Here is a 21,314-nt window from a genome sequence, read left to right on the forward strand (position 1 = left end):
TGATTAGTGCTATTATACCATATTTCAGATAGGACAGAAAAGCAAGCACCACATAGGATACAAATCCCTCCACATAGACAAAGTCCCTTGCAAGGGGCTGAAAAATAGTGTTTAATAAAGATGTACAAGAAGTGATCACAATTTTGTATGAAAAACAAGGAGAGAAATTTATGAAAGTAGAACTACAGATTAGTGAAGTTTACGAAGAGGAAAAGCTGATTGTTCAAGCACCTCAGCCGACAGATAAAGTCCAGAAAGTCATCGAGTTCGCAGAAAATCTGGATCTAACAGAAAAAATCAAAGGGAAAATCGATAATCAGGTCTATCTCGTTGAGATTGGCAAGATTCAACGCTTCTATATCGAGAATCGGAAGGTTCTAGCAGAAACCGCGAGTCAGACCTACAGCATTGATTTGCGACTCTATCAGGTCCTTGAAATTCTGCCAACCAATTTTATCCAAATTTCCCAATCAGAAATCATCAATATCGATTCCATCTCTCATCTCAAGCTCACCCCCAACGGCCTAGTAGAAATTTTCTTGAAAAACGAAAGCTTCACCTACTCTTCACGCCGTTATCTAAAAACCATCAAGGAGAAATTAGAACTATGAAAAAACAAATCTTCCACGATGCAGCTACTGGTGTCCTCATCGGTCTCATCCTCTCTATCATCTTTTCACTCATTTATGCACCAAATACCTACGCTCCACTTAGCCCTGAATCTCTCGTCGGTCAAGTAATGACTCAACATCAAGTTCACGGTGCCCTAATCTTGCTCTACTGCACTCTTATCTGGGCAGCTATCGGTATTCTCTTCAACTTTGGCAAGCGATTATTCAGCCGTGACTGGAGCTTGCTCCGTGCAACTCTGACCCATTTCTTCCTCATGCTAGTAGGTTTTATCCCATTAGCAACCCTAGCAGGTTGGTTCCCCTTCCACTGGATTTTCTACCTCCAGCTCATTATCGAGTTTGCGATTGTCTACCTCGTCATTTGGACTATTTCCTATAAAAGAGCATCACAAAAAGTAGACCATATCAATCAACTCTTGGAGCATAGAAAATAGGAATCTCATAATAAGCAAATCCGAGAAAGAAACTTCTCGGTTTTTCTTTATCCTTCTGCACCTTACTATCATAGCAGTTATTTTCAGATCTTCTTTATAAATTTTCTGTAATTTTCTATCTTTTTTCAAAATATTCTTGCATTTTCCCAAAGTTTTTTGTAGAATATAGATTACATATCCAGATTATTCTGAAAATTCAAAAAGAGGTATTTATCATGTCGCAAGCTATTTCGTTAAATCAATCAACCTGGACAAGTAAACTAAAAGCAATGGGACCTGGAATCCTAATGGCTTCTGCCGCTGTTGGAGGTTCTCACATTGTATCTTCCACTCAAGCTGGTGGTTCTTATGGGTGGTCGCTACTTCTCTTGGTCATCCTAGCCAATGTCTTTAAATATCCATTTTTCCGTTTTGGTGCTGAATACACAGCTGATACTGGAAAGACTTTAGTTGAAGGCTATGCCGAAAAAGGAAAACTCTATCTCTGGATTTTCTTTATCCTAAATGTCTTTTCGGCTATGGTCAACACAGCTGGTGTCGCCATTCTGTGCTCAGCTATCATCGCCAGCGCCTTCCCAATGATCGGTCTTAGCATTACTCAGTGGTCTCTCATTCTCGTTGCCATCATTTGGGCTATGTTACTCTTTGGAGGCTACAAACTCTTAGACGGCATGGCAAAATGGATAATGTCTGCTTTGACCATTGCAACTGTTCTTGCAGTTATCATCGCGACGGTCAAACATCCAGAATACAGTTCTAATTTTGTCGAGAAAACACCTTGGCAAATGGCAGCTCTACCCTTCATCGTTTCCCTCTTAGGATGGATGCCAGCTCCTATTGAAATTTCAGCTATCAATTCACTTTGGTCTGCTGAAAAGAAAAAGACCGTCAACTTTAACACAGAGGACGCTCTATTTGACTTTAACGTTGGTTACATTGGAACAGCCATCCTAGCTGTGTTCTTTGTAGCACTGGGAGCACTGATTCAATATCCTACAGGGCAAGCAGTTGAAGCTGCTTCAGCCAAATACATCTCTCAATTCGTGGGCATGTATGCCTCTGTTCTTGGCGAATGGTCCCGTTACTTGATTACCTTTATTGCCTTCCTGTGTATCTTTGGAACAGTTATTACTGTTATTGACGGCTATTCTCGCGTTAATCAGGAATCTCTCCGACTGCTAATCAGTCAAAAAGAAGACAATCGTAAATCTTTGAACATCTGGATGACCATCACTGCTATCATCGGTATCGTCATTATCAAGTTCTTCGCTGGTCAGGTTTCAACCATGCTCCGCTTTGCTATGATTGGTTCTTTCCTGACAACACCATTCTTCGCTCTTTTAAACTACGCCTTGGTAACGCGTGAAAACAAACATCTTCCTTCTTGGCTCAAACATCTTGCTATTGCAGGATTGATTTTCCTCTTTGGTTTCGCCATCTTCTTTATCTATGCACTCGCAATCGGAAAAGCAGGATAATCGACAAAGCGCACTTAAGAGTGTGCTTTTTTTACATTTTAAAAGCAGTTAGCAAATCCCAACCGCCTCTTATATTGACTTTAATTTTCCTTTTCCAACTCATACAAATCTGCGATAATCGCTGCGACACGTTTGATATCTCCCAGCATACCTCGCATTTCAAAGTCAGCCAATACAGGGAAACCAAAACGTTGACTGTATTGCTTGGCTGTCAGGCAGTATTGGTTATTAAAGTTACGATTTCCTGAACCAACTACGCCAAAACACTTACTAGCATTATCACCATAGGCGATAAAATCCCCCACTGGTGTTGTCAAAATCTCGACATCTCCGTTATCAACGCCATTCCCACCTTCAAGGTAGGTCGGTAGAAAGGCGACGTAAGGGTGGTCCATTTCATAGAAATCGTGACCTTCCTTGACCAAATCCTTGATATGAATCTTTTGAACCTCTATTCCCTCGTGCTGGGACAAGAGATAGTCTTTCAAGCGCGTCACAAAACTCTCAGTATTGCCACTCAAACTAATATAAACTAAAGAAATTGTCTTCATATTTTCCTCCATGATTTTATTTTTAATCGAAAAAGAACTACCAAGATTGTAACTTGATAGCTCTTTTTTGTCAATACTTAGGCAAGTTCTTCTGTTTCCTCTTCTTCAGCCAAGGCTTTTTGTTGACGCCACATCTTATAGAATACAAGGGCTAGGAAAAGAACATTGATGACGATATAGAAAATGCTAACAGCTTGTGAAATAACACTTATCCCTAAACGCATGGTCTCATCGTGAACTAACTGCACAGCGTCTTGTAAAGTCACATAGCCATAAATCGAACCAATAATAGCTAACAAAACATAGCCAACGTAAGTATAGTTTGCATATTGCAAATTCTTACGAATAAGGAAGACAATAGCTACTACCACTAAAATAGCAGATAGCACAATCAAGGCCATATTAAAAATAGAATGAGTTGATTCTGCTACTCTATAGGTGTAATTGATGTTGTCTTCTAATTGCTGAGCACTGACCCCTGCAACTTGTTTCTGAGCGGCACGAAGGGCTTCTTTACTAGGCAAGGGACTCAACATTCCAAACAGAGACATAGCTGAAATAAGAGCAGACAAGATTAGCAAGACCCATAGATAAATCGGTTTCTTTTTCATGATAGAACCTCCTGATATTATTATTGATATTATAGCACCTTTTGTAAAGGAATACAAATCTTATAGTATAGTTTCTACCTGTTTTCGGTAGGCTTTTGGCGATTTTCCGCACAATTTTCGGAACACTTTATAGAAATATCCAACGTTACTGTAACCAACAGCATAGCAAATATCTTCAATACTGTCACTGGTTGAAAGTAAGAGTTGCTGGGCAGCCTTAATACGTTGTTTGTTTAGTAATTCTGCGAAGGTCGAATTGGTTTCTCGCTTAATCAACTGACCTAGATAGACAGGATTGATAAAGAGATCCTTACTAATATCCTTGAGCGAAAGTTCTTTCTGATAATCACGCCCAATAACTTCCAGTACACTGACCACATTTTCATTCATGCGATATTGCCCAAAAAAGCGGGTCAGAGTTTCCTTAATATAAGGAACCAATTCATCAAAGGATTGAATAGCATGAATCGTTTTGACGATATCCGTCATATCATCAGCTTTTAGGTGTTCAAACAAGTGAAAAACATCCATGACAAACTGGATAAAAAGCTGCTTGGTAATCGGAACACGAGGTGTATTTTCAAGAACTACCTTCTCCAAGAGGTTCAACTCTTCTACGATTTGATTGAGATCCCCCTGAATGATAACCCTATAAATCGGTTCGTAATAGGCAAAGAGACTCTCAGACTGTTTTAAATTTACAGAACCGTAAAAGAGGGCCTTCTCAGCATTCAGCTTCCAGCGTTCAAAGTATTCTTGATAAGGGGCTTCAAAGGGAGTAACGACTAAACCATCTAGGGGTTGATCAGAAATGAAAATCTGCCAGTCTTGACCCAATACATAGTAGGGAATGGTGAAAGAGCCTTGTTTTTCCTTGGATAGGCCTATCCACCAATTCTCCTTACCTCCTAGATAACTAACAAATCCAGCCTCATCTAAATCTTGACTGAGGGTCTGACTTTTCTTTCCTCTCTCGCCAAGCTGACCTGCAATCTTCTCCAGCAGATTTCCCAACTCTACCTTATCAACAGGCTTGACCAAATAGTCCACCACACTAAGGTTCATTGCTCTTTTTACATAATCAAACTCCTGATAACCTGAGAGCAGGATATAGGCAGCATCTGGTAAGATCTCTTTCATTTCCCGAATCATGTCAAGTCCTGTTTTGTCGGGCATATTGACATCGGAAATGACCACATCGACAGGATTTTCCTGAACATATTCTAGGGCTTCATCGGCATGACTGGCTGTTGCGACGACCTCCATACCCCACTTATCAAAGGGAATCAAACGTTTCAGACCTTCTGTCACCATGTACTCATCATCTACTAATAATACTTTATACATTTTCTCCCTTTCTACTCATCTTGAATTGTAATACGATACTGAACACCTGCTTGCTCTGCAGACTCTATAGTAATAGCATAGCGGTCCCCAAAATAGAGCACAAAACGCTCATGGACATTGACAATCCCGATAGACTGCCTTTGGGCACTATAGCTGGCTTGGTGTTCAAAATGTCTCTGACTTAATTTTTCTCGGAGATTTGCCAGCTTTTCAGCAGACATCCCACGACCATTATCGACCACCAAAATTTCCACAAAACCATCTCGTTTAAGAGCTTTAATGCTAATCACATTATCTGTCCGTCTATGGTCAACACCATGAGCGAAATAATTTTCTACCAGCGGTTGCAAAGTAAACTTAGGAATCTTCATATTCTCTAACTCTGGGTCTATCTTGAAACCATAGGCAATGGACTTGGGATAGCGAACCATGCAGAGATAGCTATATTTACGGCAAAATTCTAATTCCTGTTTGAGGAGGGTTTCTCTTTCATCAGAAATATTGTTACGCAAGAGACTACTGAACTCATAAATGATATCTGCCAACTCATCTTGACTCTGCATGACTGCGTACATACGTAAAAATTCCAGCGTATTATACATAAAATGAGGATTGATTTGCGCCTGCAGGGCTCGCATATTAGCATCTTTTTGGCTAAGTTCTAACTGGTAAATATCATGGATATTCTTTTCCAATCGATCCAACATATCATTTGTAGTCTCTGCAATTAGGAGCAATTCCTGGTCCTTTTCAAGCGTATCAATGCGAAGACCTTCCTCCCCTTGAGCAATAGCTTGGATAGAATCGACCAAATCCACTACCTGCTTTTGGTAATTAGCAAAGGTCTGCCTCAAAGTCAGATAAAGAATAACAATAAAGAGAAGGCTAAAGCCCACAATCAAAGCAGAGCTAGTCACTGTTCCTTGTAAAACAAAGTTTTTGGGAACTGCCACCTGAACCTGATAGCCATGAGAGGTCACACCGACAAACCAGTTCTCATGCTCCCTATTGACCCTCTCACCAATATGAAAAATCTCCGTATCAAAAGGCGATGTCACAGTCACAGCCATCGGGATATGACCTCGGGTATTGTCTACAGCATGGTATAAGATTTCTGGATCCAAGGAGATATAAACAACCCCTATCGATTGATCCGTCGCTGGGTCTAAAATAGGAACTCCAAAACTATTGGCCTCCGGTTTAAAATCTTCCGCAAGTACCGAATGACCCCCTCTCTCGTTTCTGCTCGAAACATAAACTTCTTTAAAGTCCTGCAAGACAATTGCAACACCCGTTATATAGTCATTCTGAACATACAGGTCATCGATATTTTCATACAGAGAAATAGAAGTTGACGAAGCTGCTTGATGCTCCAACAGCCAATAAAAATACTCAGATGTTGATAGACTAAAGTACTTATAAACCCCTTGTATCCTGTCTTGATTGGCTACTAAATCTTGCGCTAGCTGGGCTGACTCGCGATAATAATATTCCACCTCTTCGACTGTTCGAGTAGTTACACGCTGGGCTACTCTCTGAGCTTCCTTTTCCCGTGAATCCCAGTCAGCGTAGGAGAGTAAGATTGCAAAACTCGCAATAATAATGATCATCACTGAACTGTAGGTTCGCAGAAGCGTATGTAGCCAAAACTGCTTCATTCTATTTTGTCGCCAATTTTTCATGGATACTTTCATAGACCGGTTCCAACATATCACTGATAAAGAAATGCCACATCCCAATTCCTACAAAGAAAAGCAGGGCAGGCATATAGTAACCAATTGCCACAAGTAGCACTGTCCCAAGGAGAACCTTGGCCACAGCCGCTAGGCTCATAAAGATGCCAATCAAGGATAGTTTGAGACTATTTCGATAGGACAAATCAAAATAAACTTGTAATTTCAAAGATACTGTATAAGCCAAAAAGATCAGGGCAACTACTAGGACATTCAAAAAGGTCGCAATCAAATGAATAATAGTCTGATGAGGCAATTGTACCAAGAGATACAAGCCATAGAGCAAAACTAGATCCACCCCTAAAAAGCTATAGAAAATCAGGTTGCTTGAGACGAAATTTTGCTTATAAAGAGACCACGCCTCCTTCAAACTGTATTCCCGAAAGCTATAACCATGTTCTGCATATAGACTCATCAAGGTGGCACTAGCCGGCGCTAGACCAAGGATAATCCCTCCTGCCAATGTTAATAGCCAAAAGAAGGCTGTCGCAATCATCCCTAAAAAGAAACGATTAAAGACAAAGTCTAAAAATCTCCCCATGATATCCTCCTAAAAATAACTATGAAACTATTATATCATATTTCAAGCGTTTTCAAAAACTTCTAGTATCCATTTACAATCCCATCAAACCATGGTAAAATGAGAATTGTGAAAAAATTATCAGGAGACAATTCATGAAAAAATCTATCTTAACTACACTGCTTTTTGCAGTTCTTTACTTCCTCTCCATGGGGATTGGTGTCCTTTTGGGCAATCTCTTTGATCAAACTGGAAACATGTTTTATGCGCCTGCTTTTACTGCCCTTGTCGGCGGTTGCGTCTATATGATTCTAATCGCAAAAGTTCCACGTTTTGGAGCCATTACCACTATCGGCCTTGTCATTGCTCTCTTTTTCTTGGGAACTAAACACGGTGCCGGTGCCTTCCTTCCTGGAATTATCTGTGGCCTGCTAGCAGATGCAGTAGCTAGCCTCGGAAAATACAAGGACCAAACAAAGAACTTTCTTTCTTTTATTATTTTTGCCTTCAGCTCAACTGGCCCAATCTTACTTATGTGGATTGCGCCCAAAGCCTATATGGCAACCCTTCTAGCAAGAGGAAAATCCCAAGAATATATCGACCGTATCATGGTCGCGCCAAACCCTGGAACCATCCTTCTATTTATAGCAAGTATTGTCATCGGAGCCCTAGTGGGTGCCTTAATTGGACAAACCTTGAGTAAAAAATTGGCACAGAAAATCTGATTACTAAAAAAGAGCCAGGCGGCTCTTTTTTATTTATGGCTCAATTTCTTGGTCAAGAAGTCTCCCAAGAATTGGATCGCAAAGATAATCAAAATGATAATGATGGTTGCTAAGATGGTCACATCGTGATTGTAGCGGTTAAATCCATAAGCGATAGCTACGTTACCGATACCACCAGCTCCAACCGCACCGGCCATAGCTGTTTCACCAACAAGGGAAATCAAGGTCACAGTCGTCACACGAATCAAATCTGGCAGACCTTCTGATAGGTAAACACCCACGATATCCCAGAATGTCGCTCCGCTAGCTTGAGCCGCCTCAATGACACCACCATCTAGCTCAGCCAATACCACCTGTACTTGACGGGCAAAGAAGGCAAAGACCGCAAAAGATAGCGGTACGATAGCCGCATTTGGACCAATGCTTGTTCCTACGATTAGATGAGAGAAGGGTGACAAGACTGCCAAGAGAATGATAAATGGAACCGCACGGAAAATAGACGTGATTTTATCTAAAATCCAGAAAACGACCTTATTTTCCAAGACACCACCTGGCGCTGTCAAGACAAGGAAGAGACCTGCCACTAGCCCCAAGAAACCTCCGATGATGAAGGAAAGAACTGTCATATAGAGGGTTAGGTAGATGGCTGTTCCCCAGCCTGCTTGACCAGCCCAGCCCATTTTATAAACATTTGGTAAATAGGTTTGAATCAATGATTCCATCTTACTGTCCTCCCTTCAATACTTTTAGTTGTACGCCTGCTTGACGAATGGCTTCTTGGGCACCTGCTAGCGCTGCTTTTTCACCTGACAAGACCACAACTAATTCTCCAACAGGAGTACCATCGAGGATTTCAATATTTCCATAGAGGATATTAGCCGTTACTTGATAATGCTTGTACAATTCATTCAAAAGTGGCTCGTCTGTTGAAGCACCTGCATACTTGAGTTGAACTAAAAGACTGTTTTCAGACAGATGTTGCACAATTTCTTGCTTCTCGATTTTGACCATGGCTTCGTCAATACCTGTAGCTGTTGAGATAAAGTCTTGAGTCAAAGGTTGTTTAGGGTCTGAGAAGATTTCAAGAACACTACCCTCTTCAATCAAATGCCCGCCCTGCATAACTGCCACACGATTGGCAATGTCTTTGACAATCTGCATTTCATGCGTAATCAAGACAACAGTCAAGCCTAATTTTTGGTTCAAATCTTGCAACAAGGCCAAAATCTGCTTGGTTGTCTTAGGATCAAGGGCAGAAGTTGACTCGTCTGAAATCAAGATTTTTGGATCATTTGCCAAGGCACGCGCAATGGCCACACGCTGTTTTTGCCCTCCAGATAGTTGTGAAGGGTAGTTTTCAGCACGGTCTGCCAAGCCAACCAAGTCCAACAACTTGGCTACTTTAGCCTTCTTTTCTTCCTTGCTGAGTCCAGAATGTTTGAGGGCAAAAGCTACATTCTCCTCTGCTGTCTTTTGGCTCATCAGGTTAAAATGCTGGAAAATCATTCCAATATCTTGACGTTTACGACGCAACTGCTCTGCCGTCAAGGTCACCTTGCCATCAAAAATCACATCGTCGTCAATGGTAATTTTGCCTGCAGATGGTTTTTGCAAGAGGTTAATCACCCGTACAAGGGTTGATTTCCCTGCTCCAGAATATCCAACGATTCCGTAGATATCCCCTTCTTGGATGTGAATGGTCACATCCTTGACCGCTGTGATGGTTCTCTTCTTCTGATGAAAAGTCACATCGATCTGATCTAACTTGATAATATCTCTACTCATAGCTTCTAATCAGCTCCTCTACTAATTCAATATGGGTGTAATAATCGGCGATTCGCACGTTCTCATCTCCACCGTGGTCTCGGCTGTTGGCATTTCCTAGACCGAAGGCCACCATTGGCACCTCTAGGGCATCAAAGACCGTATGCATAGGCCCTGTCCCCGCTGTAGTTGGCAAGACTGAAACGCCCTGTGGATAGAATTTCTTGGCCAACTCGATTACATTGAGAATGGCTGACGCGCTCATATCGCTTCGATAGCTCATCTCTCCCAAGGTATAGTATAATTCTACCTTATCAAAGCCATTTTTGTCTAGCTGTTTCCGAATTTTTTCCAGAACATCATGCGGTTCTAGACCAGGAACCAAACGAACCTCTAGCTTAGCACTGGCTTCTGCTGGCAAAATCGTTTTGACTCCTTGTCCTTGATAACCTGACTGAATCCCTTCGATATTGAGAGCAGGTTCAAAAAAGAAACGTTTGAGAAAGGCTGCGCGGTCCTCTTGTAAGAGAGGCAATTCCAAACCATAAATCTGGCTGATTTCCCCAGGATTGCGTTGAGCATAGGCATCCACCAAGGCTAATTCTCGTTCATTCGGCTCTTGTACTTCTTCGTACAAACCTTCAACCAAGATACGGCCATCTGCGGCACGAAGGGACTGTAGGGCTTGAAGGAGGTACCAAGGAGCTGATTCCACAACTCCTCCATAACTAGAGTGGATATCCACATCCGCACTTTTTACCTTGGCATCAAAGGTCACAATCCCCTTATTTCCACCAGAAATTTCTAACTGCTCCAAGGCATTCTTGGTCCCTTGTTCCCAAACTAACAAATCTGCACCACGGAGTTTATCCGCATGCTTTTCTAGATACTTATCTAGGTCTGTTGAAGCCGATTCCTCCGCTCCCTCCATGATAAAACTGATATTGACAGGCAGGTCATCGTGGTGCTGCATGTATTTTCTCAAAGCACTCAAACGAGCCGTGATATGACCCTTATCGTCGTCAACCCCACGCCCATACATGAAACCATTGCGCACCGAAAGCGTAAAAGGCTCCTCTGTCCACACCTGATCCCCGTCCGCTGGCACAGTGTCATAGTGGTTATAGAAAATTAGGGTCTTGGCATCTGGACGCGAACTCTTGAAATGTGCCATGACAAAAGGCGCCGTATAAGTCTCATCAATCTCCACTTCAGCCCCCACACGCTTGAAAATCTCACCCAGATAGGTTGCGACTTCCTTAAGTCCAACCTGCTGGGCAAAGACCGATTTTTTAGAAATCAAGGTACGCAAAACCTCAAAATAATGCTGGGCTACATGATCCTTTTCAAATTTTTCAATCTGTTCTTGTTCACTAGGAAAAACCATATTCTCTCTACCTTTCTATGAACTACTCTTCCTGACAATCCATGCTCTATACAAAAGCAAGAGGTGGAATTTTCTCTCCCACCTCCCTGTTTCTTATTACCAAACTGGTTGATCCAAACCGTCTGATGTTTCTTCGATAACTTTTTTCACTTCATCTGTATGGTAAGCTGCGATCACTTTCTTGATAGCATCAGCTTTTGGTGATGATTCCCAATCTTTTTTCGCAACGATGATGTTGTACCATTGTTTTGAGTTTTCATCAGCTTGTTCTTTGAAAAGTGCTTTCTTGTAGTCCAATTTTGCTTCTGTAACGAAGGTATTGTTTACAACGGCAGCATCAACTGATGACAATGAACGAGCTGTTTGGCTAGCGTCCAATTCAGTGATTTTCAAGTTCTTTGGATTTTCTTTGATGTTAGCAACTGTTGCAAGAGCAGTTCCAGAAACATCCAATTTAATCAAGCCAGCTGATTGAAGCAAGTAAAGCGCACGGCTTTCGTTTGTAGCATCGTTCGGTACAGCGATTTCTCCGTTTGCTGGGATGTCTTCTACTTTAGTGTACTTGTTGTCACTTCCATTCAAACCTGAGTAAAGACGGATTGGAGAGATGTAAGTATCTGCAATCGCTACAAGGTCTTTTCCGTTTTCTTTGTTCCAGTTGTTCAAGAAGTTATAGTGTTGGAAAGCGTTCAAATCTACTTCGCCATCAGCAGTTGCCTTGTTTGGTTGTGAGTAGTCTGTGAACTCTGTAAATTCCAAGGTAATGCCGTCTTTTTTGACTAATTCTTGAACTTTATCCCAACGCGCTTCTTCAGAACCGCTACGGTTAACCGTTGCGATTTTAACGGTTGTTGCATTGTCTGCTTTCTTTTCTGAGTTTCCGCAAGCTGCAAGAGCCAAACCTGCGACTGTAGCAATGGCTGCTACACCAAGCCATTTTTTAATTTTCATGATTCTTTCTCCTTAAAAATAATACCATACTAGTATCTCACAATTTGTTTGATTTCACAAATTGTTATTAGATAGTCAGATATATAGTTTAAAACTATATCCCTAAAAACTGAGAAATCATCCACCTTATGCAGAATGGATGATTTCAAAAAATTATTTAATATCAGCTTCTGCTGGTAGATAAGTGTCTCCAAAGAATTGTTTAGACAACTTTTCAAGAGTTCCATCTTTGTAGAGTTCTTGGATACGTTTGTCTACAAATGTTTTCAACTCATCTTGACCTTTGGCAAGAAGTGGGTAAACGTAAGGTTGTTGGTCACTTGGAAGTTCAATGACTTTCAAGTTGTCCAAGCCTTGGTTCTTGATGACTGTTTCAACACCGATTTTATCAAAAATCTTGTAGTCAAACTGGCCATCGCTCAAGCGTCCCATGATTTGTTGGAAGTCTGCTCTAGTGTAGTTAAGGACAGTTGGATTATCTGAGTGTTGCTTGTTATAGTCTTCTAACTGTTTAGCAGATGTTGTCCCTTGAACAACTTCTGTTGATTTTCCACCGATATCATCAAGTGATTTGATGCTAGAGTCGTCCTTCTTCACTACAAGAACGTTAGGATTTTTAGCAGTTGGGGCTGCGTAAAGGTATTTTTCAGCACGTTCTTTAGTGTAGCTGATGTTGTTAACGGCCATTTGGTAACGGTCAGCGTCAAGACCCGCAAAGACTCCTGACCACTCTGTCTTCTCAAACTTGACATCATACTTGTCAGAGTCTTTAAAGATAGCACGAACGACTTCAATTTCGTAACCAGTCAATTCGCCATTTTCTTCATAGTTGAATGGTTTTGGTGAAGCATTAGTTGCAACGATAATTTCTTTCTTGCTAGCTGCTTCTCCTTCTTTTTTCGCACCACCTGAGCAAGCTGCTAGCACACCTGCAGCAACAAGCCCTAGAGCAGCAAGAGATGAGTATTTAACGATTTTTTTCATGTCATTTCCTCCAAAATAGAATACCTTATAATCTTAACAGAAAAAGACCTTTTGCGCCATTATATGATATCTATCTCTGTGATAGGTTTTCTTTATGGCTGATTTATACTCAATGAAAATCAAAGAGCAAACTAGGAAGCTAGCCGCAAGCTGTACTTGAGTACGGTAAGGCGACGCTGACGTGGTTTGAAGAGATTTTCGAAGAGTATTAAAAGACCAAACGCAAGACTGCAATTAAGACCACTCCAAAGAGAACTGTTCCGACTAGATTGCGGTAGCGAAAGGCTACCCAAGCCGTTGGAAAGACTGCTAAGAAGTCCAGCCATTTAATTTGAGGCAGGCTACCAACTTTACCTGTCACTACGCTTGAAAGAATCAAGGCGAAGATAATGGAAACGGGCAAGAACTTCAAAAAACGCTCAACGATCGCAGGCAAGCCCTTATACTTGACCAAGATGAAGGGAATCATACGGGGAATCCAAGTCACCAAGCCAGAGAAAATAACTGCTAATAAAAGATACTTACTGACCATCTAAAACCACCCCCATTGTACAACCTAGCAAGGTCGCAAACAGAACAGCTAGTGACTGAGACACCACTGTCAAGAGCAAAAAGAAGGACACCGCAACAACTGCTAGGATAATGAGCAGATTGCGGACAGGAATCCGTCTTTGCATAATCTGGAATTGCGAAGCAAAAATTCCAATGAACATCCCAACTAGAGCAAAATCCAAGCCAAAGATTTCTGGATTTGGTAGCAGGCCACCCAGAGCCGTTCCGACTACTGTCCCCACAAACCAAGCCACATAGCTGTTAAGATTGTTTCCGTGCATCCACATCGGATTGACCTTGTCTGTATGGGCCAATTCTCCCATTAAAATACCATAAGTCTCATCCGTCAAGATACTAGACATACCGATATTGTGCCAAAGACTGGTATGGCGGAAATAAGTCGATGCGTGTAAACTCAACAAAAAGAGACGCAAATTAATCAAAAAAACCGTCATAGCAATGGCAGCCACAGGCGCCTGCACTGCAATCAAGGCCAACATGGCAAACTGGGCACTCCCAGCATAAACAAAGAGGCTCATCAAGGCCATCTCAACAGGTGTCACATAGGGTGCACCAATAATCCCACAGGCCAGCCCGATACTAACATAACCTAGGGCCGTTGGCATGGCTGCCTGCGCCCCCTCCCAAAATCCTTTTTCTTTCATCTTTCTCCTCATATTGTCTTAATAAATGGGCTGAAAAGGCTCCAGCCACAGCATGGACTATTATAACACATTCAGGAAAGAGAAAAAAGTCTGCTGATTGTAGCTATCATAAAAAGACTGGCAATCCAGTCTCAAACATATATTATAGAAATTCTCCGCTAGATACTTTCACGAATATTCAAGAGCATGGCAAAGGCAACTAGAAGAAATAGCAATAAAACAAAGCTAACTGCCAGAGTTCCAAAGCTAGTAGCAATGGTTACCAAAGCTATTGTAAATAAGCTCGGTAAAACAACCGTAATAGCACCGATAGAGGATTGAACTGCTCCCATTGACTCCTCAGGTATTTGTTTAAAAATGAGTTCCTGTAATCTAGGAGAGAGGACACCTGCGAAAAAGGCATCCAAGGCACTAAAGATAAGAATCCAGTCAAAACGAACTGTGGCAAATCCTACTAGAAGAAGCAACTGGATGACAAGTGAGGCATAGAGAGCTGTTTTTATAGAAATCGTATTTTTCAAATAGTTACTCACAAGACTTCCGACAATAAGGGCTGCTAATTCAAGAGTGGATAACAAGGCAAGAGATTGACCTGTTTGTAAATTCAAAAAGGGCTGATTCCTCAAAAATAGAGTAGAAACAGGAACTGTAACATTTATCACTGCTTGACTAATAGAAATAATAAACAAAACCAAGAGCACCTGATTCATATTCCATATCAATTTCGATGATTGGAGCAAATGCTGGCAAAAGGATTTTACAGAGAGTCCTTCTTGATAGCTAATCGTTTTTTCTACTTTCAAGAGATCATTTTTTATGAAGAGGATACCTAAAAATGCGATTAAAAAGGTAAGAGCGTTCAGCAAGGAAATAAACTGGATGGATAGAATACCTAATAAGACTCCTCCTAAAATATTACTGATTGTTTTCACCAAACTAACAGTTGACTGTTTAAATCCAATAGCTTCTGCCAGATGATCTTGCCCAATAATTCTAATGAAAATCGGAGTCAGCATGGCGCCTGAAAAATAACTCAATGTGTCAGACAAGAGGTTAATCAGACAAATAAATGCTACTATCAACAAGGAGAAAGACTGCCCTGAAAGCGATAGGGACACTATAGAGTAAAGCAAAAATTTTGCAAAACTAATAATTGTATATTTTAGGACACGATGATGTTGAAAATCCGCCAAAACTCCCAGAAAGATTTGTAGAACTTGGGGAAGGGTTTCTGAAATCGTGATAAGTAAAATCGCCAAAGGGGCAAAAGAGGCATCTGCCACATAATTCAGGAAGGCCAGATAAAAAATCGTATCCCCAAGCGTTGAAATCCACTGGTTGATAGTTAATTGCCTAAAATCTCTATTTTGAAGAAATACTTTCATTACAACTCCTTTTTAAATTCAAATGGGAATCTTTCCCCAAGAATAGACCGCGATACTACTAACAACCAAAATTACAGTAACATCAAAAGCTGACCAATACCATTGTAGACTATATGCAGTCCAATAGGCCAATAAATTGACTTTGTCATTCTAAATAAGACTGCAAATATAAGACCTCCACCCATATAGAAGACAAAGTCTGTCAATACCCAACCATGATTACTAATATGCAATATTCCAAACAAAGCAGCAGAACCAAGTACATCCAGTCCCCATTTCTTCCCTTTTTCCAGAGCAGTCATCACTAATCCACGATAAATCATGTCTTCAAAAATGGGACCTGCAATCACAGGATAAAAAAAATACATCAAAAATGCCGTAGCTCCTGTAAAAGTAGGAGCAGCATGTTGATAAGAAATTTCATTGCGAGTAGGTGGGAAAAGAAAAAAGGTGACAAAATTCCAAACAACAAAAGCAAGCAGAGCTAGGAAGGAATAGAAAAGATAAGATTTTTTAAACTTTCTACTGTTGATTTTCTGCCATTTACCTGACCAAATCATAGCAATAAGTGCAAATAGAACCACAAGAAAGTGCAACATCATATCTGATAAATAATAGCCAAAGTTAGATAGGCCAAAGTTAGATAGGCCAAAGTTAGATAGACCAATAACAAGGTCGCTGCGTAAAACTAGACTACTGAACTTCTGGTCAGCCATGATAAGCAGAACAACTACAATAAAATAGTATTTAGAAATTATCTTTTTCATATTTCATCTTTCTAATATCCAAACACCAATAAGCTCACAATAATTAAAAAGGTATTCCACAAGATGTGAAGTGCCATTGACCAATAAATTGAACGTGTATAACGAAAAAGAATACAGAGTAGCAGACCTGCTCCTGCATAAACGATGAAGTCTGTTAACACCCATCCATATTGTAAAACATGGATGAGACTAAAGAGTGCGGAAGAAATAATGGCATCAATATAGTATTTTTTAAATTTAGATAGGGCTGTCATCAGAAGGCCACGGAAAACTAACTCCTCAACTATCGGAGCAATAAGACTGCCATAGAGAATACGTGTCACAAAATAACTAATTCCCGTCAAATTGGCTACGGCTTCTTTTATAGCACTACTATTTTGTGTGCTGGGAAAGATCCTAGTCGTTATATTTACCCACAAAAACATCAATATAAAGGAAAGAAAGAAGATACCCAGATAGGACCAACGAAACTGAAATCGACCGTAATCTTTCCAACGTTGACTCTTAACAAGAAGCACAGTACTAGCAATTCCTTCAATTACTATCAATAAAATTTGAATCCCATAAAATCCAAAATCTGATAATTGATCCACAAACTCTAATCTCACTACTAAACTAAAAATCAAGTAATAAGACATAAGTACCAAAATGGTTCCTAGGTAAAATTTCGTTTCTCCCCTTTTCATAGTTTCTTCTCCTAAATATTAGTTACGGCGTTTTCCAAACAGTCCTTCAATCAGCCCATTAGTCCAATCAAATGCCCCATAAGGTCTGGGACTAATACCTCTACCTCCCCAAGCAGGCAAAGCACTGCCACCACAACCAATATTTTCACCCACGCAAACTGAAGTGATATTTCCTCCTCTAACATCTTGCAACTCAGCTTCTGTCAATTCCATTGTTTCTGCAAATTGTAAATTTAACATTTTTTACACTCCTTCAATTATTTTCATTTGTAAACCACTTCTGCGACCTAGGATTTGCTTCAAGTGCTTTACAAAAACACTATAACACGAAAATTGGCGTATTTTAGAAAATCGCATATTTGATATTTTTTCTTATAGAAATTTCAGATTTGCGATTTTGGTAGATTTGATTATTTCACTGGTATAATAAAGTTATTACTAATGAGGAGTGGAGAAACTATGAAAAAACAAATTTTAACATTATTGACAATCGTTGCTGAGATTATTATCATTTTCCCGTTTCTAACTAATCAATAAGTTCTTTGTATTGCTGCAAACGTAATTCGAAGAGGGCTGTCAATTGTGGATTTTCTAATACTTGCAGAGATTGGATAAAGTGTTCAATCTCTTTTTGATTGCTTCCTTTGGTTTGAAGAAAGACACTCATCTTCTTTAAAAACTGCCACAATACTTTTTCAAAAACATCGTATGGACGAAGCATACTCTCCAGCTCAGCTTCAAAGATTGGGATGTAAGAAAAAAGTTTACGCTCCATGAGTTCTGATAAGATATTTAAGAGCCCTTGCTTCATATACAATCGATTGTGTACTAACTCTTTAAATTCCTTGGATTTTTCAAGTAAAGAGGTTGATAAAAATATCAAATCTTGATTACTCAAGAAAGGCATGGTATTACAGAATATATAGAGTTCAAACCAGGTCCAAGACTCGATAGCATAGAGATAGCTGGTCAAAAATTCGCTATCTTCCTCTGCTAGCAGATAGCTTTTATCTAAAGAATGGATGGCATTTTTAATCACAATGGCATTTAAGCGACGATAGGTCTGCGCCATCTGTTCTTGCTCGACCTCCTCTAATAGTTGCTCTAAACCAGCTATATCTTGGTGGGCAAAGCAATCTACAACCTTTCTACCAAATCGCATATGTGGAGATTCTTGATAATTGTTGAGTTTGTGTCCAAACTCATCGAAGGTCACATTGATCCCTTGGATGGCTAGTATGAGCTTATCCGCAGACAGCATAGACTGCCCTAGTTCAAACTTGGACAACTGAGAAGCTGTTAGTCCCTCACAGGCCACATCTGACTGCTTGAGTTTTCTCGCCAAGCGCAATTCCTTGTAAAATTCCCCCAATTCCATTCTCTCAATCATCTGACCACCTCCTAGCTTTTGCATATTATATCATTATTTTTATAGTTTTGTCAAAATATTCTGACATTTAAGAGGACAAAAAAGCCAGCCTTAAACTGACTCCATTTTATTCCATCGTATCAAAAGCGAGACTTGGTTTGGCATTGAGACCCAAGCTTGCAAAGTTTTCTTTGTTCCACTCGCTGACACTGGCATAGGCAATCATACCTGCATTATCTCCGCAGAGGCGCAGAGGTGGAATGATGACATTGACATCTGCAATTTCAGCCGCCAGGCGTTCTCTGAGGCCTTTATTGGCTGCTACCCCACCTGCCACAACAAGGGTTTTAACAGGGTATTTCTCCAAAGCCTTCTTGGTTTTAGCCATAAGAATATCTAGGACAGCTGCTTGGAAGGAAGCACACAAGTCCTCTGTGGACAAGATTTCTCCCTTTTGCTCGGCATTGTGGTGAAGATTGATAAAGGCCGATTTCAAACCTGAGAATGAAAACTCCAGATTATCTTCCTTAATCATGGCACGAGGAAAGTCATAAATATCCTGCCCCTGATGAGCCAGCTCGTCAATCTCACGACCAGCAGGATAGGTCAAGCCCATGACACGGCCAACCTTATCATAGGCCTCACCAACCGCGTCATCTCGCGTTTCCCCAACAATCTTGTAGTCACCAGCCTCAGAAACATAAACCAACTCTGTGTGTCCACCACTGACCAAGAGGGCTAGCAAGGGAAACTCCAAAGGCTCTACACTTTGAGCTGCCATGAGGTGACCAGCCATGTGGTTAACAGGGATAAGTGGAAGTCCATGTGCCCAAGAAAAGGCCTTAGCAGCTGACAAGCCAACTAGCAAGGCTCCGACCAAGCCTGGTCCATAGGTAACAGCCACAGCTGTCACGTCCTCTTCTGTAATCTCTGCTTCTGCCAGAGCCTCCTCGATACAGGCTGTAATGACCTCGACATGGTGACGACTGGCTACTTCGGGCACTACGCCCCCAAAACGTTTGTGACTCTCAATTTGACTAGCAATGACATTGGACAAGAGCTCATCGTCGTTTTTCAAGACGGCGACACTGGTCTCATCACAGGATGTCTCAAATGCTAAAATATATCTATCCTTCATCTATTTCTCTCTTCATGATAATGGCGTCCTCGACTGGGTCATGGTAGTAAGCCTTTCGCTCAGCGATGACTGCCATCTTTTCTTTCTTGTAAAATGCTTGCGCTCGGTGATTTGACTTTCTGACTTCAAGGAAAATCTCCTTATCTGTCGGCAATTGAGTAAACAAGGTCGAGGCAATCCCCTGCCCCTGATAGGTTTGCTTGACAGCGATTTGCAGGACTTCTGCTTCAAAAAAATTCTCCTGCACAGCTAGAAAGCCAATCACTTCTGTTCCATCATAAGCTAGAGCATACCAAGTCTGGTCTTGGGACAGGTCTGCTTGGATTTGTTCCAACGTCCAAGGACTGACTGGGTAAACAGCTGCCATCACAGCGTAGATGGCTTGAGCCAAGTCAGGTTGCTGTTGGATTCGTTTGATTTCTATCATAGGCGCTTAATGTAGGACTCACCAGACTCGGTATGGTTCTTGAGCCAGTTTTCCTCAGCCTCGACTCGTTTGAGGTAATTCGGCACAAAATCATGCAAGGAGTCTGCTTCCTTGTCCCAAGCCAAAAGAGCTAGATTAGCTGCATTAGGCAATGTTTCTTTGAAATTAGTCCTTGGCAAGTGTTCTTGAATCTGCTCAACAAAGGGGCCAACTTCTCCGACAAAGGTTACCTGACTAGCACCCTTGATTAGCTCGATGACTCGCTCAAAAGGCAGGTGTGCTTCTGGCATGACAGGTTTGGCATTTTCATAAAATCCTGCATAAACATTGTTGCGACGCGCATCCATCAAAGGAACGAACAGGCCTTCTTGTTGGTAGGGCACCAGAGCCAAGAGGCTAGACATACCAACTAACTCAATGTTCAGAGTATGAGCCAAAGTCTTGGCAGTTGCTACCGCAATTCGCAAGCCTGTGTAGCTACCTGGTCCTTCCGCCACCACGATTCGGTCCAAATCCTTGGGCGTCCAGTCCAAACTTGCCATCAAAAAATCGATGGCAGGCATAAGGGTAATACTGTGATTTTTCTTAATATTAATCGTCGTCTCGGCAAGAACCTGCTTGTCCTCTAAAATAGCGAGAGAAAGAGCCTTGCTGGACGTATCAAAAGCTAATACTTTCATAACACATTCCTATCTTTTTGTCTGCTTACTATTATACTACAAAAGCTGGCACATGGGAATTTTCTTTGCCCCCAAACAAAAAATCCCCAGCATGAGCAGGGCATCTAAGCATTTAATCCAAAGTAAAATACAAACCAAACGACATAGGTTACGAGGAGGAGAAAAAGCGAGTAGAGAGTCACAAAGGTAATTTTCCACAAGAACTTGGTTTGTCGGCGTTCGAGTTTGGCAAATAGAAGATTCCCTCCATAAACACAAGCAACAAAAACGATAAAAGCTACCAAGCGAGCTCCGATAGCAAAAGCAAATAAGTTATACATAGGGCAACCTCCTTGACTTAAAAACTATATGGAATTATGACAAGCAATAAATTTCACTTCCATTATCAATATAACACATTTTTGTTTTTTTGCAAGCGTTTACTCGACGAATCGTCCTGTGACTTTCTCGTTTCCGTCTTTTACTAATTTTTCATTTTGTGGTATAATTGAAATAATTGTAACGAATCAAGGTCAATCTAGACACAAA

Annotated in this window: 25 protein-coding genes; 4 read left to right on the plus strand and 21 right to left on the minus strand. The window is 41.0% G+C overall.

The window, feature by feature from the left end; translation table 11 throughout:
• Positions 1-170: 170 nt before the first annotated feature.
• From QM865_RS03220 to QM865_RS03230, 3 genes are all read left to right on the plus strand, one after another.
• On the plus strand, positions 171-611 hold the full coding sequence (locus tag QM865_RS03220; RefSeq protein WP_000861980.1) for a LytTR family DNA-binding domain-containing protein: 441 nt from the start codon (positions 171-173) through the stop codon (positions 609-611).
• A complete protein-coding gene (locus QM865_RS03225; RefSeq protein ID WP_000743980.1) occupies positions 608-1,066 on the plus strand; it encodes a DUF3021 domain-containing protein in 459 nt (152 codons plus the stop codon). Before QM865_RS03220 ends, QM865_RS03225 begins: the two co-directional genes overlap by 4 nt.
• 215 nt (positions 1,067-1,281) lie before the next feature.
• Positions 1,282-2,544: an NRAMP family divalent metal transporter gene (locus QM865_RS03230; RefSeq protein ID WP_414305994.1), complete on the plus strand. Its 1,263-nt coding sequence runs from the start codon at positions 1,282-1,284 to the stop codon at positions 2,542-2,544.
• Positions 2,545-2,624: 80 nt separating this feature from the next.
• Here QM865_RS03230 and nrdI read toward each other — a convergent pair whose 3' ends face one another.
• The 5 genes from nrdI to QM865_RS03255 all read right to left on the minus strand — a co-directional run bounded on the left by nrdI (position 2,625) and on the right by QM865_RS03255 (position 7,327).
• Positions 2,625-3,095: a class Ib ribonucleoside-diphosphate reductase assembly flavoprotein NrdI gene (nrdI, locus tag QM865_RS03235; protein ID WP_247947053.1), complete on the minus strand. Its 471-nt coding sequence runs from the start codon at positions 3,093-3,095 to the stop codon at positions 2,625-2,627.
• Between the two features lie 77 nt (positions 3,096-3,172).
• Complete coding sequence (locus QM865_RS03240; protein WP_000729013.1) at positions 3,173-3,706, minus strand: hypothetical protein; 534 nt, start codon at positions 3,704-3,706, stop codon at positions 3,173-3,175.
• Between the two features lie 60 nt (positions 3,707-3,766).
• Positions 3,767-5,053 (minus strand): response regulator, encoded by a 1,287-nt coding sequence (locus QM865_RS03245; protein WP_414305995.1) that lies wholly within the window; start codon positions 5,051-5,053, stop codon positions 3,767-3,769.
• 11 nt (positions 5,054-5,064) lie between these two features.
• Positions 5,065-6,735 (minus strand): sensor histidine kinase, encoded by a 1,671-nt coding sequence (locus QM865_RS03250; RefSeq protein WP_414305996.1) that lies wholly within the window; start codon positions 6,733-6,735, stop codon positions 5,065-5,067.
• Positions 6,713-7,327: a YesL family protein gene (locus tag QM865_RS03255; RefSeq protein ID WP_033686148.1), complete on the minus strand. Its 615-nt coding sequence runs from the start codon at positions 7,325-7,327 to the stop codon at positions 6,713-6,715. The genes QM865_RS03250 and QM865_RS03255 overlap by 23 nt, the downstream gene beginning before the upstream one ends.
• Positions 7,328-7,461: 134 nt before the next feature.
• Between QM865_RS03255 and QM865_RS03260 the strand changes: the two genes are divergently transcribed.
• Positions 7,462-8,031, plus strand: coding sequence for an MptD family putative ECF transporter S component (locus QM865_RS03260; protein WP_261083024.1), 570 nt, complete (start codon positions 7,462-7,464; stop codon positions 8,029-8,031).
• Positions 8,032-8,060: 29 nt separating this feature from the next.
• On the opposite strand, the gene QM865_RS03265 is transcribed toward QM865_RS03260, so the two are convergent.
• The 16 genes from QM865_RS03265 to QM865_RS03340 form a co-directional block, all read right to left on the minus strand.
• A complete protein-coding gene (locus tag QM865_RS03265; RefSeq protein WP_000444647.1) occupies positions 8,061-8,753 on the minus strand; it encodes a methionine ABC transporter permease in 693 nt (230 codons plus the stop codon).
• Position 8,754: 1 nt separating this feature from the next.
• Positions 8,755-9,816: a methionine ABC transporter ATP-binding protein gene (locus QM865_RS03270; protein WP_261043266.1), complete on the minus strand. Its 1,062-nt coding sequence runs from the start codon at positions 9,814-9,816 to the stop codon at positions 8,755-8,757.
• A complete protein-coding gene (locus QM865_RS03275; RefSeq protein WP_261083025.1) occupies positions 9,809-11,182 on the minus strand; it encodes a M20 family metallopeptidase in 1,374 nt (457 codons plus the stop codon). The genes QM865_RS03270 and QM865_RS03275 overlap by 8 nt, the downstream gene beginning before the upstream one ends.
• A 96-nt stretch (positions 11,183-11,278) precedes the next feature.
• Positions 11,279-12,133, minus strand: coding sequence for a MetQ/NlpA family ABC transporter substrate-binding protein (locus tag QM865_RS03280; protein WP_261012790.1), 855 nt, complete (start codon positions 12,131-12,133; stop codon positions 11,279-11,281).
• 153 nt (positions 12,134-12,286) lie between these two features.
• On the minus strand, positions 12,287-13,117 hold the full coding sequence (locus tag QM865_RS03285) for an amino acid ABC transporter substrate-binding protein (protein WP_020901826.1): 831 nt from the start codon (positions 13,115-13,117) through the stop codon (positions 12,287-12,289).
• A gap of 208 nt (positions 13,118-13,325) precedes the next feature.
• Complete coding sequence (locus QM865_RS03290) at positions 13,326-13,649, minus strand: AzlD domain-containing protein (protein ID WP_000253936.1); 324 nt, start codon at positions 13,647-13,649, stop codon at positions 13,326-13,328.
• Positions 13,639-14,334: an AzlC family ABC transporter permease gene (locus QM865_RS03295; RefSeq protein ID WP_261074475.1), complete on the minus strand. Its 696-nt coding sequence runs from the start codon at positions 14,332-14,334 to the stop codon at positions 13,639-13,641. Before QM865_RS03295 ends, QM865_RS03290 begins: the two co-directional genes overlap by 11 nt.
• A 158-nt stretch (positions 14,335-14,492) precedes the next feature.
• Positions 14,493-15,719, minus strand: a complete 1,227-nt coding sequence (locus tag QM865_RS03300) for an MFS transporter (RefSeq protein ID WP_261074474.1) — start codon at positions 15,717-15,719, stop codon at positions 14,493-14,495.
• A gap of 71 nt (positions 15,720-15,790) precedes the next feature.
• Positions 15,791-16,486, minus strand: a complete 696-nt coding sequence (locus tag QM865_RS03305) for a CPBP family intramembrane metalloprotease (protein ID WP_261074473.1) — start codon at positions 16,484-16,486, stop codon at positions 15,791-15,793.
• A gap of 11 nt (positions 16,487-16,497) precedes the next feature.
• Positions 16,498-17,172, minus strand: coding sequence for a CPBP family intramembrane glutamic endopeptidase (locus QM865_RS03310; RefSeq protein WP_061766830.1), 675 nt, complete (start codon positions 17,170-17,172; stop codon positions 16,498-16,500).
• Positions 17,173-17,190: 18 nt separating this feature from the next.
• Positions 17,191-17,412: a hypothetical protein gene (locus QM865_RS03315; RefSeq protein WP_000933477.1), complete on the minus strand. Its 222-nt coding sequence runs from the start codon at positions 17,410-17,412 to the stop codon at positions 17,191-17,193.
• 286 nt (positions 17,413-17,698) lie between these two features.
• On the minus strand, positions 17,699-18,562 hold the full coding sequence (locus QM865_RS03320) for an XRE/MutR family transcriptional regulator (protein WP_261074493.1): 864 nt from the start codon (positions 18,560-18,562) through the stop codon (positions 17,699-17,701).
• Positions 18,563-18,668: 106 nt separating this feature from the next.
• The gene (gene tsaD, locus QM865_RS03325) at positions 18,669-19,679 is read right to left on the minus strand and encodes a tRNA (adenosine(37)-N6)-threonylcarbamoyltransferase complex transferase subunit TsaD (protein WP_414305997.1); all 1,011 of its coding nucleotides are present in this window, start codon (positions 19,677-19,679) and stop codon (positions 18,669-18,671) included.
• On the minus strand, positions 19,669-20,106 hold the full coding sequence (rimI, locus tag QM865_RS03330; protein ID WP_414305998.1) for a ribosomal protein S18-alanine N-acetyltransferase: 438 nt from the start codon (positions 20,104-20,106) through the stop codon (positions 19,669-19,671). The genes tsaD and rimI overlap by 11 nt, the downstream gene beginning before the upstream one ends.
• Positions 20,103-20,786: a tRNA (adenosine(37)-N6)-threonylcarbamoyltransferase complex dimerization subunit type 1 TsaB gene (gene tsaB / locus QM865_RS03335; protein WP_049513052.1), complete on the minus strand. Its 684-nt coding sequence runs from the start codon at positions 20,784-20,786 to the stop codon at positions 20,103-20,105. The genes rimI and tsaB overlap by 4 nt, the downstream gene beginning before the upstream one ends.
• Positions 20,787-20,890: 104 nt before the next feature.
• Positions 20,891-21,106, minus strand: coding sequence for a hypothetical protein (locus QM865_RS03340; protein ID WP_023935522.1), 216 nt, complete (start codon positions 21,104-21,106; stop codon positions 20,891-20,893).
• Between the last annotated feature and the right edge of the window lie 208 nt (positions 21,107-21,314).

The organism is Streptococcus mitis (genome assembly GCF_047462815.1).
GTDB lineage: Bacteria > Bacillota > Bacilli > Lactobacillales > Streptococcaceae > Streptococcus > Streptococcus mitis_DO.